Origin of the sequence: Mesorhizobium sp. (assembly GCF_965229135.1) — a bacterium.
Classification (GTDB): domain Bacteria; phylum Pseudomonadota; class Alphaproteobacteria; order Rhizobiales; family Rhizobiaceae; genus Mesorhizobium.
Genome location: NZ_OZ245860.1, coordinates 5,139,054 through 5,156,610, shown reverse-complemented (window position 1 = coordinate 5,156,610; position 17,557 = coordinate 5,139,054). Strand labels below are relative to the sequence as shown.

The window sequence follows — 17,557 nt, the reverse complement described above, 5'->3', positions numbered from 1 at the left end:
AAAAGACCCTACTCGGCCGGCATGGCGACCGGCCTTGCCAGCATCCGCCCGGCAAGTACGATGCCGAGCCCGATCAACGGGAAGGCAGCGGCGATCAGGCCGAGATCGGCCGGTATGCCGAAGCGCAGCACGCCGCCACCGACCACGGCGCCCAGCGCCACCCCGAGATAAAGCGCCGAACCATTAAGCGACAGCACGATCGGAGCCGCGTCGGGAGCGAGCTTGATGATGCGGCTGGCCTGTGCCGGCGGGAACGCCCAGCCGACAATGCCCCACGGCACCATCATCGCCATCAGCGCCGGGCCGGCGATGTGCTGCGGCAGGAATGTCGGGATGACCGACAGCATGACCAGCATGGCCGCGCTCAACGCCAGCGACCAGCCGACGGTGCGGGTGGCACCAAAACGGTCGGCCGCCTGGCCGCCGGCAATGTTGCCGATGACCGCGCCGGCGCCGAAGGCCAGGAGCATGCCGGGCAGCGCGATCTCGCTCAGCCCGCCACTCTCGATGGCCAACGGCGCGACATAGGCGAAGACGGTGAAGGCGCCGGTCAGCGCCAGCAATGTGGTCAAGAGGATCGGCATCACGCCCGGACGCATGGCGGCCGCCAGCCTGCGCTTCAGCGGCAGCTTGGTGCCGATGATGCCACGCGGCAGCCGGTACCACAGGATAGCGCCGGCCAGCGCGCCAAGACCTGCGATGGCATAGAACGTGCCGCGCCAGCCGGCGAAGGCCGCGACGAGCGCGCCGATCGGCGCGCCGACGGCCACGGCCACCGTGGTGCCGCCAACAACGACGGCAATGGCGCGGGCGCGGTGATGATCATCGACAAGCGCCACCGCCGTGCCTTGCGCGGTCGCCGCGAACAGCCCGGATGACAGCGCCATGATGATGCGCGCGATCAACAGCACTTCGAAGGAGGAACTCATGGCGGCGACGACGTTGCCGACAACGAAGAACACCAGCGTCCACAGGATGACGCGCCGCCGGTCCCACTCCCCGGTCAGCGTCGCCAGGATCGGCGTACCGACCGCATAGGCGAGCGCGAAGGCGGTGATCAGCGTGCCGGCCAACGGAATCGAGATGCCGGCATCCCTGGCTATGTCGGGCAGCAGGCTGGAAATGACGAAGCCTTCGGTCGAGATCGTGAACGATCCGAGCGCAAGCCAGAAGAGTCGCTTGTCCATTGGGGTGTCCTTAGTTCAAAAGTTATTGAACAATTGGACATAGCAGGGCATGATGTCAATGAAGCCGGTGGAAAATAGCTGAACCATCCTGACAGCCCTGTGTCAGCACGGGCGGATCGCCAGGGTTGGTCGGTCATCGCGAAACGGAGAAACAGTGTGCAATTGCCGAGCAGGACAGACGCGTTGAAATCGGCCCGAACTGTGCTTAGTTTTCAGGCATGACCTTGCCCCACCCCAATATCGACCAGATCAGCCTGCCGATCGTGCTTGGCGTGCTCGGCGACCCGACGCGGCTCGCGATAGTGCGCTATCTCGCCAGCAAGGAGGGCGTGCCGCTGAACTGCAGCCAGTTCCTTGATCTCGGTTCCAAGACCAATCTGAGCTATCACCTCGCCAAATTGCGCGAGGCCGGCGTCACCCGCGCCGAGGTGGTCGGCACCAACCGCATGATCACGCTGCGCCGCGCCGACCTCGACGCCCGCTTCCCGGGCCTGCTCGACAGCGTGATAGCGGCGGCCGGCGATGATCCGGCGCTGCCGGCGGTCGGCGGCCACGACATCGAAATCCCTGCCTAGGACTACAGTCAAGCAGATGACTGATACCGGTGGCCGAGTCGAGTCGAATTTCTCCTCAGCATCGATGATGCTAGATATCCCACTTTCGACAGGGAGCGATTGATGAGCAGCTCTCAAATGGAAAAATATGTATGGGCGTCGGTACTATATTACATTGTGGCAGTGGCTGCATCCGCTCTTCTGGTGTTTGCTGGTATGGGCGGCGTTGGCATCCTTTGGGGTCTGCCTATAATACTAGGATATCTTGCGGTGATAATATCTCTTAATGCGTGGCGACGCAGAAGACATCCGCGAAGCGCCTATCAGGTGGAATTGGCTAGGTCGAGATTGGTCAAATAGTCGCCCAACCGAGCGCGCGACTATAGCCTGCTCGGCGCGGCATTCGTGTCGACGCTCACGATCACCGACATTCCCGGCGCCAGCATCCGCGTGAGATCCTGGCCCTCGTCGATCTCGATGCGCACGGGAATGCGCTGCGCCACCTTGGTGAAATTGCCGCTCGAATTGTCGGCCTTGATGACAGCGAATTCGGACCCGGCCGCGGGCGAGAAGCGGGTGATATGGCCGCGCATCTCGGCGCGGTTCAACGCATCGACGCGGAAGCTGGCGGGCTGGCCGGGCTTCAGCAGCGCGACCTGCGTTTCCTTGAAATTGGCGATCACCCATTTGCGCTCCGGCACCAGGCTGGTGAGTTGCGAGCCGGCCGTGACATAGGCTCCGAACGAAGCGCCGACGATGCCCAGCGTGCCGTCTTCCGGCGCGACAATGCGCGTGTTGGCAAGGTCGATCTCGGCCAGCCGCACCGCCGCCTGCGCCTGGTCGACATCGGCATGCAGGGACTGGCGGCTGACCAGCGTCTGGGTCAGCGCCTGCCTGGCGACTTCAAGCCGAGCGTCGGCCTCGCGCATCGCCGCATCCGACTGGCTGACGGCATTGCGCGCCACATCGACATCGCTTTGCGTCGAAAAGCCCTTGGCGATCAGTTGTTCGCTGCGCTTGAGGCTGGCCCGCGCCAGCTCGTCGGCCGCCTTGGTGCTGGCGATACCTGCCTCGGCCAGCGCGATCTGCGCCCGGCTGGTCGCCTCGGCCTGATCGGAGGCCGACAGCGCCGCATTCTTGCTGGCCAGCGTGGCGCGCGCCTGTTCCAGCTTCTGGGCATAGGGCTTGTCGTCGATGCGCACGATCAGGTCGCCCTTCTTCACATCGGCATAATCGGTCACCGGCACTTCGGCCACATAGCCGGCCACCTGGGGGCTCAGCATGGTGACGTTGCCGCGCACATAGGCATTGTCGGTCTGCTCGACGCTGCTCTCGAAGGGCGGCAGCTGCCACGCATAGAGGACGACCAGCACGCCGGCGATTCCGGCGGCCAGGACGAGATAGGTGGAGAAGGACTTGAGGATCTTGGACATCTGACTTTACACCAAATTTCTGGTCACGCCGCGACTGTCGCGGGACGCAAGAGAGTACCGAGCTGGCGCCATGTCATCCTCAGCACGAGCACCGCGACGGCGAGGGCCGACGCGATGGCGATCATGAGGAACACATCGCCATAGGCGCGCGCATAGGCTTCCTGTGTCGCCTGCTGGGCGAGCAGCGCTACCCCTTCCGCCTGCCGCAGCACCGGGTCGGTGAGCACATGCGAATAGGCGCCGCCAAGCTGCGCGATGCGCTGGGCGACCGCTGGATCGGTCATCGCCAGATGCTCGACGATGCCAGCCGAATGGAATTTTTCTCTGATGATGACGAGCGTGCCGAAGATCGCCGAGCCGATCAGGCCGCCAATGCTCTGCGTGAACAGGAAGACGACGACGAAGCTCAGCATGTAGTTCATGCCCTTGCTCAGCGCGTTGACGAACCCCATCGCCAGGGCCGGCGCCAGGAACAGCGAACTCGCCAGCGCGATCAGCGCCTGGCTGACATACATCTGCTCGGGCCTCGTCTGGCTGGTGAGTTGCGAATCCATGAAGGCACCGGCCGCCATCAGGCAGAGCGCCACGACATGGATGGCCGGCTCACGTCCCGGCTTCAGCACCGCCGCGCAGGCAATGCCGCCCGCGATGGTGGCGCCAAGGATGATCGTATAGAGCGTCGTCTGCTGGTCGTTGAGCAGGCCGGCCTGCTGGAAGAAGCCGCTGATGCCGCTCGACTGCTCGGTCATCAGCACGCGGAACATCAGCAGCACGCCGGCGAAATGCAGGATCTCCGGCGACAGCAGCCATTTGATGTCGAGCAGCGGGTATTTTCGGTTCAGCTCGATGACCGCCACCGTGACGAGGCAGACGATGGAGGCAACCAGCAGCCAGCCCAGCCACGGCACCTCCAGCCACCAGTAATAGCGGCCGACGGACAGCACGATGGCCAGCGTGCCGAAGCCGACGGCGAGAAAGAGGTAGCTGACGACATCCATGAAGCCGAGCACCTTGACCTTGGGCGGTGAGCTCAGCGGCAGGGTGTAGATCAGCGCCAGGCTGATCAGCGCCAGGCCCACTTCGAGCAGGTAGATCGGCTGCCAGCCGCCGAGATCGAGCAATGCCGGCGAGATCAGCCGGGCGATCGGCGCGCCCAGCCCGATATTGATCATGGCCATCGGCATGCCCATCGTCATCTTCCGCTCGGGCGGGAAGCATTCGAGGGCATAGAGGAGGCTCAGCGTCGACATCGGCGCCGCCGCGACGCCGGCAAAGAAGCGGGCCACGATCGCCGTGCCGAGGTCGTGGGTGAAGAGGTGCAGTCCGTTGACGACGATGAAGACGATGATGGCGAGTTCAGCGAACCGCCGCAGGCCATATTGCGCCCGAATCTTCACCAGCAGCAGCGACAGGCTGACATTGGGCGCCATATAGGCCGCCGTCAGCCACAGAGCCTCGTTGGTGGTGGCGGAGAATTCGCCGGACACCTGGGTGAGGTTCGCATTGACGAAATTCAGCCCCAGCCCGTAGGTGATGGCGATCATCACCGAGGTCGCGGCATAGCAGAGCGCCACGAAGGGATGCCGGGGCACATAGGGCGCCGGCGCCGGCAGCGAGGCCGGCGGCTCGGCCGGTGTATGCCATGGGCGGCGCTTGCGCTGGCGGGTTGGTTGAAGGGCGTCGCCCGGTTCCGTCTCCGCCGCGTCGGCCTTCGGCTCTTCCTCGATGACCGCCGCGTCGCGATTGTCATTATCGCCTGTCACCGTTTTGGGCGCCCGCCTGGCGGCGCGGCGCAACCGCGCTGCCTTGGGGCCGGATGTGTCGGACGTCGTCACGGCTGTTTTCCAGTCACCGGCTCGAGTTCGACAAGGCGGTCGGCGGCGCTGTCGATGTTGACAGCCATCTTGCGCAGGATGCCGTGCGCCGACCGAAGCTCGTGCCTGGGGATACCCGCCAGCACTTCCTTGCCGACCTGCATCGCCATCAGGTCGACAACATCGGCAAGCGCCTCGCCTTCGCTGGTCAGCACCACCTGCTTGGCGCGGCGGTCGCCCTCGACCTCGTGCCGCTCGATCAACCCTTGCGCTTCCAGCCCGTCGATGATGCGCACCAGCGTCGCCGTCTCGATCTCGAGTTCGTCGGCGAGTTCCTTCTGGTTGGCTGCCTCGCAGCGCGAAACGCGCACCAGCGTGCGGGCCCGCGCCAGCGTCAGGCCGCGCTCGCGCACCCTGGCATCGAACAGGGTGCGGAGCTTGCGGCTGACGCGCGCGGTTTCCTCCAGGATCTCGAAGCGTTGCGTGGTGGCGCTCATCGGTAACAACCAAATAGATAGCATGCTAACTAATTGGATACTATCTATACCCACTCTCGACAAATCTCAAGGCCTTGCTACGAAAAGCAGGCTGCAAATCCGCCAGTTCGCACTTCGAAACCAGGAGCCTTCCATGCGCGTAGCCGTGCTCGCCGACATCCACGGCAATGTGCTCGCGCTGGACGCCGTGCTGCGCGACCTCGACCGGCGCGGTGGCGCCGATATCACCGTCAATCTCGGCGACAGCGTTTCCGGCCCGCTCTGGCCGCGCGAGACGATGGAAAGGCTGGAAGGGCTCGCCCTGCCGACCGTGCGAGGCAACCACGACCGCCGCGTCGCAGTCGATCCCGTCAATGACGACATGTGGCCATCCGACCGCTACGCGCGGGAGCGGCTGACGCAGGCGCAGCGCGCGGCGCTGTTCGCCCAGCCGCTGACGCTGGAGATCGCGCCCGGCGTCCTCGCCTTCCATGCCCGTCCCGACCATGATGAAGAATACCTGGCCGACGCTGTGGTCGACGGCCAATTGGTGCGTGCGCCCATCGCCGACATCCGGCGGCGGCTCGGCAATCCCGGGCACCGCATCGTGCTGTGCGGCCACAGCCATCGCGGCGAATTGATCAGCCTGCCCGGCGGCCCGGTGATCTTCAATCCGGGAAGCGTCGGCTGCCCCGCCTATGACGATGACACGCCGCCCGCGCATGTGTCCGAACAGGGCTCGCCGCATGCGCGCTACGGCATCGTCAAATTGGCTGGCGAAGCGGGCAATCGCGACCGTTTCGAAGCCGTCGCTGTCGACTACGACCACGAGGCCGCCGCACGCCAGGCTGAACGGGCGGGACGGCCGGAATGGGCCCATGCGTTGCGCACCGGCTTCATGCCCCGTTGACCGATGACGGGAACGTCAGGCCCCGGCAAAGCATTTTCGGGGTGACATGTTACCGCTTCGTCCCCTATAAACCCGCCTTGGCATGCGGCGGCGCCTTGGTGCCTGACCGCGCCTTCGATGAAAATCTATCGCCCACGGCCAGGTGATGAGGCGCACAGTTACGCTCCGAACGACGTTGCACGCGCTGCTTGCCGCTCCGGTTCTGTTCACGGTGCTGCCGGCTGTCGCCGAGGAATTGCCGCTCGTCATCTCCATCGTGAGCGGGCTCGCCCCCGACGACTTGTTGAATGTCCGCGCCACCGCATCACCGATCGGCAGGGTGCAGACGCGCCTGCCCAACGGTTCCAGCGTCAAGAACCTCGGCTGCAACGACGTCAACGGCCATCAATGGTGCAAGGTCGAGGACGTCGACAACCCGAAGGTGACGGGATGGGCACCTGCCCGCTACCTGATCCCGACCAACCCGGCGCCATTCGCCGACACCGCGGCTCCGGCCGTCGCCGCCGACAAGCCTGGCCAGGCCCCCGCCGGTGCGCCGGCCGCCGTTGCGACGGCCAGCGATGGCGCGGCTCCGGCCGCGGCAGGCCCCTTGAACCAGGCGGCAAACCCGCCGCCCGCTCCACAGCCGCCGCCGGCCCCGCCACCCGATCTGGCGGCGCGGCTGGGCAGCGCCGATCACGCGGCTGAAACCGCCGTGAATTCCGCTGCCGCGATCGGCCGCGCCGCCATGCAGGATGCCTACGGCCTGGCGTTCGCGGCGAAGGACAACCCGGCGGAAATCCACACGCCCGCGGACCCGGCCGCGCAGGCGCAAGGCCCGGCCCAGACGGACGACGGCCAGAAACCCGCCCCCGCGACGGCCGACACGCAGGCGGCCGATGCGACGCCAACCGCGACGGCGGCGGACGACCCGGCCGATGATGGCGCCGCCCCGGTCACGTCGGCTATTCCGGTGCCCACGCCGCGCCCGGAACTGGCCGGCGCGAAGCCCGCCGCGAATTCGAAAGCCCCGGACCCGGCGGCGGCCCCGCAGGCCGCCAATCCACAGACCGTCGCCAAGCTGGACCCTCCGGCGTCACCGGCGAGAGCCCCCGACGCCACCGGCGAGGTTCCCTGCGCCCGCTATGTCGGCCAGCCGATGACGCGTTGCGAGGCATCGATCGTGCGCATGGGCAACAACAAGGCCGACGTCACCGTGACCTGGCCCGATGGCGGCACGCGCGTCATTTCCTTCTACGACGGCCTGCCCGCCGGCTCGAACTCGCGCAGCGATTTCCGCTTCACCCGGGAAGGCGGCCTCAGCATGATCCGCGTCGGCGTGTCCGAGCGCTTCGAGATCACGGATTCGCTGGCCTTCGGCGATTGAGGTTTAGGGATTGGGCAGTAGGCGGTAGGGAATAGGCATGAGATGCGTGAGCCTACCGCCTACTGCCTAATCCCACTGCCTTCCTCGCATTTTCGGGGTTACATCCCGCAAAACTCTTCCCTATAAGGCCCACCTAGCCTGATACCAGAATCGCGAGCACAACCGGCCGGGTCTTCCCGTCCCGGTTTTTTGTGCAAGCCGCCCGCCAAACGGAACTTCGCCATGCCAAGACGCACTGACATCAAGTCGATCCTGATCATCGGGGCCGGCCCCATCGTCATCGGCCAGGCCTGCGAGTTCGACTATTCGGGCACCCAGGCCTGCAAGGCGCTGAAGGAAGAGGGGTTCCGCGTCATCCTGGTCAATTCCAACCCGGCCACCATCATGACCGACCCGGAACTGGCGGATGCCACCTATATCGAGCCGATCACGCCGGAAGTGGTCGCCAAGATCATTGCCAAGGAGCGGCCCGACGCGCTGCTGCCGACCATGGGCGGCCAGACGGCGCTCAACACCGCTCTGTCGCTGCGCCGCATGGGTGTGCTCGACCGCTACAATGTCGAGATGATCGGCGCCGACGCCACGGCCATCGACAAGGCCGAGGACCGCGCGCTGTTTCGCGAGGCGATGAAGAAGATCGGCCTGGAAACGCCGAAGTCGATGCTGGCCAACGCCACCGACGTCAAGAACACCGACCGCAAGATGCACGAGGCCGAGCGCGCCGCGCTGAAGGCCGAGAAGCCGGCCGATCTCGACGCCGCGCTCGACGCGCTGGAAACCCGCTGGAACCTCGGCGAAGGCGACCGCAAGCAGCGCTACATCAGCCACGGCATGGCCATCGCCGCGCAGGCGCTCGACCATGTCGGCCTGCCCGCCATCATCCGCCCGTCCTTCACCATGGGCGGCACCGGCGGCGGCATCGCCTACAACCGCGCCGAATTCTACGACATCGTCCAGTCCGGCCTCGACGCCTCGCCGACCACCGAAGTGCTGATCGAGGAAAGCGTGCTCGGCTGGAAGGAGTATGAGATGGAGGTCGTCCGCGACAAGGCGGACAATTGCATCATCGTCTGCTCCATCGAGAACATCGACCCGATGGGCGTGCACACCGGCGATTCCATCACCGTCGCGCCGGCGCTGACGCTGACCGACAAGGAATACCAGATGATGCGCAACGCCTCGATCGCGGTGCTGCGCGAGATCGGCGTCGAGACCGGCGGCTCCAACGTGCAGTTCGCCGTCAACCCGGCCGATGGCCGCCTCGTCGTCATCGAGATGAACCCGCGCGTCTCGCGCTCCTCCGCTTTGGCCTCCAAGGCGACCGGCTTCCCGATCGCCAAGATCGCGGCGAAGCTCGCCGTCGGCTACACGCTGGACGAGCTGGAGAACGACATCACCGGCGGCGCGACGCCCGCCTCCTTCGAGCCGTCGATCGACTACGTGGTGACGAAGATCCCGCGCTTCGCCTTCGAGAAATTCCCCGGCGCCGAGCCGGTGCTGACCACCGCCATGAAGTCGGTCGGCGAAGTCATGGCCATCGGCCGCACCTTCCAGGAATCGCTGCAGAAGGCCCTGCGCGGCCTCGAAACCGGCCTGACCGGCCTCGACGAGATCGAGATCCCCGGCCTCGGCGCCACCAACAGCGCCGACGACCGCAACGCCATCCGCGCCGCCCTGGGCACGCCGACGCCCGACCGGCTGCGCATGGTGGCGCAGGCGATCCGCATGGGCACCTCGCTGGAAGACGTGCACGCCATGTGCAAGATCGACCCATGGTTCCTCGAGCAGATCGCCGGCATCGTCGCCATGGAAGCGCGCATCCGCGAGCACGGCATCCCGCAGGATGCCGTCAACCTGCGCATGCTGAAGGCCATGGGCTTCTCCGACGCGCGCCTCGCGTCGCTGACGAAGACCGACGCCGAAGTGATTGGCAGGATTCGCGAAAAGCTCGACGTTCATCCGGTCTACAAGCGCATCGACACCTGCGCGGCCGAATTCGCCTCGCCCACCGCCTACATGTACTCGACCTACGAAGTGCCCTTCGCCGGCGCGCTGGCCAGCGAGGCGCATGTGTCGTCGCGCAGGAAAGTCGTCATCCTTGGCGGCGGCCCCAACCGCATCGGCCAGGGCATCGAGTTCGACTATTGCTGCTGCCACGCGGCGTTCGCGCTGCGCGATGCCGGCTATGAAGCGATCATGATCAACTGCAACCCGGAGACGGTTTCGACCGACTACGACACTTCCGACCGGCTCTATTTCGAGCCGCTGACGGCGGAAGACGTGCTGGAGATCCTGCGCGCCGAAAAGGCGTCGGGCGAACTGGTCGGCGTCATCGTCCAGTTCGGCGGCCAGACGCCGCTGAAGCTCGCCGACGCGCTGGAGAAGGCGGGCATTCCGATCCTCGGCACCTCGCCCGACATGATCGACCTCGCCGAGGACCGCGACCGCTTCCAGAAGCTGCTGCACAAGCTCGGCCTCAGCCAGCCCAAGAACGGCATCGCCTATTCGGTCGAACAGGCCCGCCTCGTTGCCGGCGAACTCGGCTTCCCGCTGGTGGTGCGCCCGTCCTATGTGCTGGGCGGCCGCGCCATGCAGATCATTCACAGCGAAAGCATGCTGCAATCCTATCTGCTCGACACCGTACCCGGCCTGGTGCCGGAGGACATCAAGCAGAAGTACCCCAACGACAAGACCGGCCAGATCAACACGCTGCTGGGCAAGAACCCGCTTTTGTTCGACACCTATCTGTCGGGCGCCATCGAGGTCGATGTCGACTGCCTGTGCGACGGCAAGGACACCTTCGTCTCCGGCATCCTGGAGCACATCGAGGAGGCCGGCATCCATTCGGGCGACTCGGCCTGCTCGCTGCCCGTCCATTCGCTGCCTTCCGAACTGGTCGACGAGCTGGAGCGCCAGACATCAGCCCTGGCCCGCGCGCTCAATGTCGGCGGCCTGATGAACGTGCAGTACGCCATCAAGGACGGCACGGTCTATGTGCTGGAGGTCAACCCGCGCGCGTCGCGCACCGTGCCCTTCGTCGCCAAGACCATCGGTCGTCCCATCGCCAAGATCGCCGCCCGCATCATGGCCGGCGAGAAGCTGGAAGACGCCTTCGCCCATTACGGCCCCCTGCCCGATGCCCGCAACCCCGGCCACATCGCGGTCAAGGAAGCCGTGTTCCCCTTCGCCCGCTTCCCCGGCGTCGACATCCTGCTCGGGCCGGAAATGCGCTCGACCGGCGAGGTCATGGGCCTCGACCGCGACTTCGCGCTGGCCTTCGCCAAGAGCCAGCTTGGCGCCGGCGTCGACCTGCCGCGCTCCGGCACGCTGTTCGTCTCGGTGCGCGACGAGGACAAGGCCGGAATATTGCCGGCGGTGAAGCGCCTTGCCGGCCTCGGCTTCAAGGTGCTGGCCACCTCCGGCACCGCCCGCTTCCTCGCCGAAAACGGTGTCGACGCGCAGAAGATCAACAAGGTGCTGGAAGGCCGCCCCCACATCGAGGACGCCATCCGCAACCGCCAGGTGCAGATCGTGTTCAACACGACGGATGGCCAGAAGGCGGTGTCGGACTCGAAGTCGCTGCGGCGGGCCACGCTGATGCAGAAGGTGCCGTATTACACGACGCTGTCGGGTGCTGTCGCGGTGGCGGAAGCGATCGCGGCGCTGAAGGCGGGGAGCCTGGAAGTCAGGCCGCTGCAGGAGTATTTTGCCTGAGATTATTGGCTGACTGCTGACCTTTTAAGAAATTGACAGACGGTCAAACAGCACGATTTCGCTTCGTTTCATCCAAAAGTGCCGATCACGGCAGCTATGGACGCTCACTGATTTTCTAATTCAATACCAAGTTCCTGAACCACTTTTTCGAGCGTCGAGAAAATTCCAGATTCCTCATTCCAAATATAAGATGGACCCTTGTCTTCAAGTCTTGGCTTTGCAGTGTCCTCGTACCATTCTGCCAATTGGCCACCACCGCCTCGTCGAGAGTTTTTCTCGAATATATCCCGGTACCTTCTCGGAGATATTCCAACGAAGTGCTCAAATATAACTCTCTTCTCTTGACCATCGTCCAACGAGACAGAATCTTCATGCAATGATAGAGCCTTGCTCTTTGGATAAGGTTCAATAAAAACGACCCTCTTGATTCCTGACGCGATTATATGTTTAGCGCAGTTGTGACATGGAAACGTGGTCACGAATATTGTGGCTCCGGCGGTAGCTCTGCCCAAACGAGCGGCATCGCATAGCGCCGTCATTTCAGCATGGGTCATCCTGCCAAATTCCGTTATGTCGGAAATTGCAGCATCCTTGATACGCTTGCGAACGTTTTCATCAGAGTAAATAGTTGCGGCGGATGCTCCATCCTTCAAAACTTGAGCTCCTTCCAGAGTGCGAAGAAAGTCAAAAATTATGCGATTCTTCTCGGTGCGATTCGCATCGATCCCGTCATCAAAATCTCGATGAGGATCGTCGTCTTCGGTCCAATAGGTGCCGCCACCAAATTTTGGAACTTCGTTGCAACCTAGCGATATCACCTCGCCTCGCGTTGAAAATATGGCCGCTCCAATTTGCCGAGAAAGGTCGATAGATCGGAGTGAGGCTGATGCTGCCATGTAGGCGCCATACTCATCCTTTGTCGGGCTTATGGAATTTTTCCCAAAAAACGCGGCTATAAAGCGGTCAGTCGTCCGCGATATGCTATCCTCGTTGCGACCACTTATAAACGCATCTCCCATGTGAAAAACCTCTTCAATGCGCTGACCATGAATGTCTGAACGCTCACTCATATCGGTCTCGACGAGGCTTTCTGCATACTCGGTACATTGCTTCGGTGTTAAATTCGCATTGTTAAGGGCGATGTCACGTTCAAGATTTTTCTTTCGATCCTTCTCGCTTAAATGAACGGAGATTTGTATGAATTTCCGTCCATAAACTTTTCTAAGCAGCAGAATTTCTTCGGCTCGTTTTAATTGCCGAAGGATATAAGCTGCACGCTCTATGGGACGCTTTTCGGAATCAGGGGAAGGATCCGCTTGCTTCCAATAGGCTTCACGACGATTTCGAATCTCATCAATCGCCAACGCGGCAAGAGCGGCGTCATTTTCACATTTTTTCCGAACTGCGTTTGCATATCGGATCTTCGATTCATATTTCGCGACCGGATTCGACCCGTCGTCAATTTCGATATCTTCGACCGCAATTCGGGACATCAGATCGGTCAAGCGAATTGACTGTGGATTGTAACCAACTGAGACAAGCGCCTCACGCAATTTTTGTTCTACGATGCGCATGTTGACGCCGATTGGACCCACCAACCCAAAAATGAGTTCGGGCCAATCTGTCGACTCGTTCGATGCGTTGTCATTCAATGTCATGAGTTCCCGTGGAACCGGACATTTAACTTGTCCGTTGAAACGAAAAGATTCATTAATAGGAATCATGGAGGAATCAACTGATGGCTCAAAATCTGCGAGGGGAACCTGTGACAAACACAAATGTTAAACAGCACTCCAGCCAGCTACGCAGAAATTTGAGTCAGGTAGCTAAATCCCTAAGCGCACGCCCGCAGGAGTTGCGTGGCCCGTTTAGCGTAAGGTCGGCATCTCTGAAGGCGTCTTCGGGAACCGACAAAAAATAGTAAGATAGGTGCTACTTGGATAGGACGCCTTCATCCTATCCTCACGCCACCGCCACGCACTCAATCTCGATATCAAACTCCATCGGCCAAGACGCCACCGGCACGAAACTCCGCGCCGGCGGGCTGATCGAAAAGTACCGCGCATAGACCCGGTTGATGGCGTTGTAGAAGCCGGAATTGACGGCGTAGATGCGCACCATCACCACGTTTTCCAGCGAGGTGCCGGCCGCTTCCAGGCAATGTTTCAGCGCCTTCAGCGACGCCTCGGTCTGAACCTCGATGTCGCCGCGCACCATCTCGCCGGTCACCATGTCCACCGGCGGCGTCGCCGAGATGAACACGAAGCCGTTGGCTTTCACCGCCGTCGAGCACGGCAGGCCGAGCGCCCGCACCTTGGCCGACATGACCGGCACTTCGATAATTTCTTTTTTCATGGTGATGCTCCCTGGGTTTGCGCGGAGCTTATCCTGCGATCCGCCGAACGCCAGCGCCTCCTCCTTCTCCCCTTGCGAGAGAAGGAAGGCCAGCGCCTTGCTTCACCCCTGCCCCGGATAAGGCGTGCCATCCTTGTGCAGGAACCGCCCGTCCCGGCTCGGGCTCATCATGTCGATATCGGAGCATGTGATGACATCGTCCGGGTTGCGCGAGCCGACCTCCAGATAAACAGCCGTCGCGGAAGACCGGTTGATCATGTGATGGCCGTTGCCGCTGTTTTTGGCGAAGGTGGCGCAGTCGCCGGCCTTCAGCAGCGTCTCGCCGTTATCCTCGACCAGCGTCAGCTCGCCTTCCAGCACATAGACGAGCTCGTCCTCATGGCTGTGCCAGTGGCGCTGGCTGGACCATCCGCCGGGCGGCAGGGTCATCAGGTTGACGCCGAAATCGGTGAGGCCGCCGGCATCGCCCAGGCGGCGACGGGTGCGGCTGGCGCAGGGCTGGTCGAAAGGCGCGGGATAGCCGGAGCCTTGGCGGATGGGCACGGCGGACAGGTCGATCTTGGGCATCGGGGGCTCCATGGGTTGGTCATGGAAGTAGGGCAAGGCGGACGCAGGGCCAGCTTGGCGGTAGTGGGTTTGCCAAGCTGTTGCCAAGAGCCGGAGGTGAGCCGAAGCGGTCAGCCCCACCTTCGTCATCCTAGGGCGAAGCAGCCGCGAAGCGGCGTCGCGGAGACCCTAGGATCCATGCCGTGACCTCAATCGGAGGTGACAACGTTGCATAGTTCTGAACCGTTACTCTGCTCCCGAACCGGTGCAGAATTCTGGACCGTTGCGGCTCTCCAGAGTCACGGCATGGATCCTCGGGTCTGCGCCGCGTCGCTGCGCTCCTTGCTCCGCCCGTGGATGACGAGATGAGAGTGGCTCCACCGGTCAGGAGAAATGGCGGCTCCAATGGTCAGAGGGATAGTCCGGCTGACCGGTCAACCAGCGCTCCCCTAATGCACCGCCGCGACATCCTTCAGGTGCATCTCATGCATCTTCAGCGTGTCCAGCGTCTTCTTGGCGAACTCCTTCAGCGCCGGGTCGTCGCCGGACTGAGCGTAGGTGGAAAACATCGCCACCGCCTGCTTGTGCGCCTGCGTCTGCAAGGTGATGTACTTCGCCTGGAAGGCCTCGCCGTCGAGCGCCTTGAGCTGGTCCAGCATCGCCTGGTCATTCGGCAGCAGCGTCGGCCCGTCGGGCGTCGTCGATGCCGTGGTCTGGCTCTTCTCCAGTGCCATCTTGAAATCCGCCGCGATCCGGGTGTGGTCCTTGACCATCAGCGAGGCGAAATCCTTCACGTCGGCGGCCACGCCCTTGTCCTGCGCCAGCTTGCTGCTGTCGATCTCGAAGCGGTTGGCGCTGACCAGCGCCCTGTTGAATGTGTCGGTGTCGACCTTGTTTTCCGAAACAGGCGGCGCGCCGCTGGCCGACTGCGCCATGGAGGGCGAACCGGCCAGCAGCGCCAGCGTGGCGATGGCAAGATAGGATCTCATCGAAACTCTCCGTGTTGGTGTCCTTGAAGGGCCAACGCGGCACGGGCGTCGAGGTTGCGCCCTTTCTCGCCTCGCGGGCGTCGAGCATGCGAGGGCAGCGCTTGTCAGGCGGCCAACGTCACTTCGCCCTCGTCCTTGCCGTCCCAGTAATGGGCGCGGTCGGCCTTGACGCGGATCATGGCCAGGCCCGGCGTGTCGGTGCCCTGCTCGAACCACTCGTCGATGTCCTCGTTCCAGTGCTCCTCGAACGCCGCCTTGTCGCGGATGACCTCGGCCTTGCCCTCGACCGCGACCCAGAAACCGTCGTCGCCCTTGAAGGACAGCGACACATTGGCATCCCGCTCGATATCCTCCACCACCTGCGACTTTTCCCAGGTGAAGTAGTAGGAATCGCCGTCATAATCGACATCGCGGTTGTTGCTCATCGGCCGTCCGGCGATGGCGCCGCCCTGCGTATGGGTGGACAGCATGGCGACGTCGATGTCGCGCATTTTCTCGGCGATTTGCGAAAGGCTTCTCTCGGTCATGGCGTGCTCCTGCGCATGGGGTTGGCTTGGGCAACGTCCGACATCGGCTTTGGTTTCTACGCGCACTTCCCACTCCCTTCTCCACTTTTGGGAGAAGGGGAGCCCGTTCAATTCAATCGCAGCACCCCTCGCCATACTTCTGCTGCCCGTTCCAGGCGGCCGGTGCCGACATTTTCGCTCAAGGCGGCGGGCGATGAGGCCTGCCCTCCCCGCAAAAGCGCGGATGAAATCACCGCGCCGGGACCGGGCAGCTCATGTCGCCTTCCTGGCAGCTTAGATAGGCTTTAAGCTGCTTGACGCGGTCGTTGGTCAGGCCTGTCCTACAATTGGCGACCAGCAACGGATAGATGCTCCCCCCGACGCTGGCCGATGACTGGAAGGTGCATTCCGAATCGCGAAAGGCGATCCAGGATTTCTGCGCATCGACCAGCAGCTTCTTCGTCGCGGCATCGTCCTTGAGACGGGCATTGATCTGCCTGTAGACGTCATTCAACGCCTTGTCGGCCTTGTCGAAATCCTTGCCTGCGCATGCGTTCATGGTCGCCTGGTCCTGCGCATTGGCGCAATCGTCGGCCCGCGCCACGCCCGACAGCAGTGGAGTGGCGAGGATCAGTGCCGCAAGGCCGGTCTGCAAGGGCCGCATCGTGTTTCTCCGGATTTGGTTCAACCGCAAGTGGTCGGACACCGGAGATTACCCATCGGGACAATGGCGGCAAGATGCGGCCTGCGGCCTTGGTGGACAGTTTCTTTCGTGCCGCGCCGGAGTGCCTTGACGGCGGATCGGTGAAACCCGGCTCCGCCGGCTCGCCGACGCTGGTTTCGCGCTCCCAGCCCTCATTCTCCAGTTCCGTGCTCTGGATGGCCAAGGCAGCGCCTGGGCGCTCGACCTCAAGAAGAAGATCGGCAACGCCCGGATATCCAGCAACGCATGGATAGATGGCGAGCAGGAGGGTCCCGGAAACCCGCGCCCCGGGACCCACCGTTGGAGGGGTGGCACATGCCGGTGCAGCCTCCTCCTGTGCCCAGCCGGTCGACGATCCCCGACCGGCTGAATGTCGTGGTGACGTAGGGTTAGCATGTGCCCGGGGCGGCCTATGTGAAGCGGTTCACAAAGCCCATGCGCTTCCCGTCGGGCCGGATCCGAAGAGCGACGCGGGTTGGCTCCAAACCTTGGTGCTTCCGGGCGACGGGCGTCAGCCCTCCCAGGCGACGGGCTTCATGCCCAGCCGCTCGTAGAGACGCACGGCGGCGGCATTGTCCAGCGTGTTGGTCTTGAGATCGACATGACCGGCGCCGCGCGCGGCAAAGGCGGCGAAGGCCTGCCGCATCAGCGCTTCGCCAATACCCCGCCCCCGCGCCTCCGGGTGAACGACAAGGTCTTTCACGAAGGCCGAGGTCCAGCACAGCGCGGCCCCCGCCAGCAGGCCCTTGCCGTCGATGACGAGAAAGCACAGTTCGGGGTCGAATTCGGCGTCGCCGGACAGGCCTGGCCACCATGCGTCGAACGGCGCATCCTTGCCCTCCTCGAACACTTCGGTGAGCAGCGCGTGCAAGGCCTGCGCGTCGGTGTGCTCGAAAGTCCGCATGAGGAAGCCGTCGGGCCAGCGCGGCGCGATCAGCGTATCGTCGAGGATCTTGCGCAGCCGGATGTCGTCTGGAGCCGGCGGGCGCGGTTCAGGCATCAAG

General features: G+C 63.4%; 15 protein-coding genes. 4 read left to right on the top strand and 11 right to left on the bottom strand.

Annotated elements, in window-relative coordinates:
* Positions 1-8 precede the first annotated feature (8 nt).
* Positions 9-1,187 (bottom strand): MFS transporter, encoded by a 1,179-nt coding sequence (locus ACO07C_RS24630; RefSeq protein ID WP_421916772.1) that lies wholly within the window; start codon positions 1,185-1,187, stop codon positions 9-11.
* Between the two features lie 218 nt (positions 1,188-1,405).
* On the opposite strand from ACO07C_RS24630, the gene ACO07C_RS24625 reads away from it, so the two are divergent.
* Positions 1,406-1,762 carry an ArsR/SmtB family transcription factor gene (locus ACO07C_RS24625; RefSeq protein ID WP_227345764.1) on the top strand — a complete coding sequence of 119 codons (357 nt, stop codon included), beginning with the start codon at positions 1,406-1,408 and terminating at the stop codon, positions 1,760-1,762.
* Positions 1,763-2,121: 359 nt separating this feature from the next.
* Here the strand turns inward: ACO07C_RS24625 and ACO07C_RS24620 are convergent, their stop codons facing one another.
* Genes ACO07C_RS24620 through ACO07C_RS24610 form a run of 3 tightly spaced genes read right to left on the bottom strand, consistent with a single transcriptional unit; the run spans position 2,122 to position 5,485 of the window.
* Positions 2,122-3,174 carry an HlyD family secretion protein gene (locus tag ACO07C_RS24620; RefSeq protein ID WP_421916770.1) on the bottom strand — a complete coding sequence of 351 codons (1,053 nt, stop codon included), beginning with the start codon at positions 3,172-3,174 and terminating at the stop codon, positions 2,122-2,124.
* 23 nt (positions 3,175-3,197) lie between these two features.
* Complete coding sequence (locus ACO07C_RS24615; RefSeq protein WP_421916769.1) at positions 3,198-5,009, bottom strand: MFS transporter; 1,812 nt, start codon at positions 5,007-5,009, stop codon at positions 3,198-3,200.
* Positions 5,006-5,485 (bottom strand): MarR family winged helix-turn-helix transcriptional regulator, encoded by a 480-nt coding sequence (locus ACO07C_RS24610; RefSeq protein WP_421916768.1) that lies wholly within the window; start codon positions 5,483-5,485, stop codon positions 5,006-5,008. Before ACO07C_RS24610 ends, ACO07C_RS24615 begins: the two co-directional genes overlap by 4 nt.
* A 133-nt stretch (positions 5,486-5,618) precedes the next feature.
* On the opposite strand from ACO07C_RS24610, the gene ACO07C_RS24605 reads away from it, so the two are divergent.
* From ACO07C_RS24605 to carB, 3 genes are all read left to right on the top strand, one after another.
* The gene (locus ACO07C_RS24605; RefSeq protein ID WP_421916767.1) at positions 5,619-6,374 is read left to right on the top strand and encodes a metallophosphoesterase family protein; all 756 of its coding nucleotides are present in this window, start codon (positions 5,619-5,621) and stop codon (positions 6,372-6,374) included.
* A gap of 145 nt (positions 6,375-6,519) precedes the next feature.
* Entirely contained in the window at positions 6,520-7,740 is a 1,221-nt protein-coding gene (locus ACO07C_RS24600; protein WP_421916765.1) for an SH3 domain-containing protein, read from the top strand.
* A gap of 222 nt (positions 7,741-7,962) precedes the next feature.
* The gene (gene carB / locus ACO07C_RS24595) at positions 7,963-11,454 is read left to right on the top strand and encodes a carbamoyl-phosphate synthase large subunit (RefSeq protein ID WP_421916764.1); all 3,492 of its coding nucleotides are present in this window, start codon (positions 7,963-7,965) and stop codon (positions 11,452-11,454) included.
* Between the two features lie 104 nt (positions 11,455-11,558).
* Here the strand turns inward: carB and ACO07C_RS24590 are convergent, their stop codons facing one another.
* From ACO07C_RS24590 to ACO07C_RS24560, 7 genes are all read right to left on the bottom strand, one after another.
* The gene (locus ACO07C_RS24590) at positions 11,559-13,112 is read right to left on the bottom strand and encodes an anti-phage dCTP deaminase (RefSeq protein ID WP_421916763.1); all 1,554 of its coding nucleotides are present in this window, start codon (positions 13,110-13,112) and stop codon (positions 11,559-11,561) included.
* A 304-nt stretch (positions 13,113-13,416) separates the two neighbouring features.
* The gene (locus ACO07C_RS24585) at positions 13,417-13,809 is read right to left on the bottom strand and encodes a Rid family hydrolase (RefSeq protein WP_421916762.1); all 393 of its coding nucleotides are present in this window, start codon (positions 13,807-13,809) and stop codon (positions 13,417-13,419) included.
* Positions 13,810-13,911: 102 nt separating this feature from the next.
* Positions 13,912-14,376 (bottom strand): cupin domain-containing protein, encoded by a 465-nt coding sequence (locus tag ACO07C_RS24580; RefSeq protein ID WP_421916761.1) that lies wholly within the window; start codon positions 14,374-14,376, stop codon positions 13,912-13,914.
* Between the two features lie 428 nt (positions 14,377-14,804).
* The gene (locus ACO07C_RS24575; protein ID WP_421916760.1) at positions 14,805-15,344 is read right to left on the bottom strand and encodes a DUF4142 domain-containing protein; all 540 of its coding nucleotides are present in this window, start codon (positions 15,342-15,344) and stop codon (positions 14,805-14,807) included.
* Between the two features lie 104 nt (positions 15,345-15,448).
* Complete coding sequence (locus ACO07C_RS24570) at positions 15,449-15,871, bottom strand: pyridoxamine 5'-phosphate oxidase family protein (RefSeq protein ID WP_421916759.1); 423 nt, start codon at positions 15,869-15,871, stop codon at positions 15,449-15,451.
* Positions 15,872-16,100: 229 nt separating this feature from the next.
* Positions 16,101-16,514, bottom strand: a complete 414-nt coding sequence (locus tag ACO07C_RS24565; protein WP_421916758.1) for a lysozyme inhibitor LprI family protein — start codon at positions 16,512-16,514, stop codon at positions 16,101-16,103.
* Positions 16,515-17,064: 550 nt separating this feature from the next.
* Positions 17,065-17,553: a GNAT family N-acetyltransferase gene (locus ACO07C_RS24560; protein WP_421916757.1), complete on the bottom strand. Its 489-nt coding sequence runs from the start codon at positions 17,551-17,553 to the stop codon at positions 17,065-17,067.
* Positions 17,554-17,557: the final 4 nt, after the last annotated feature.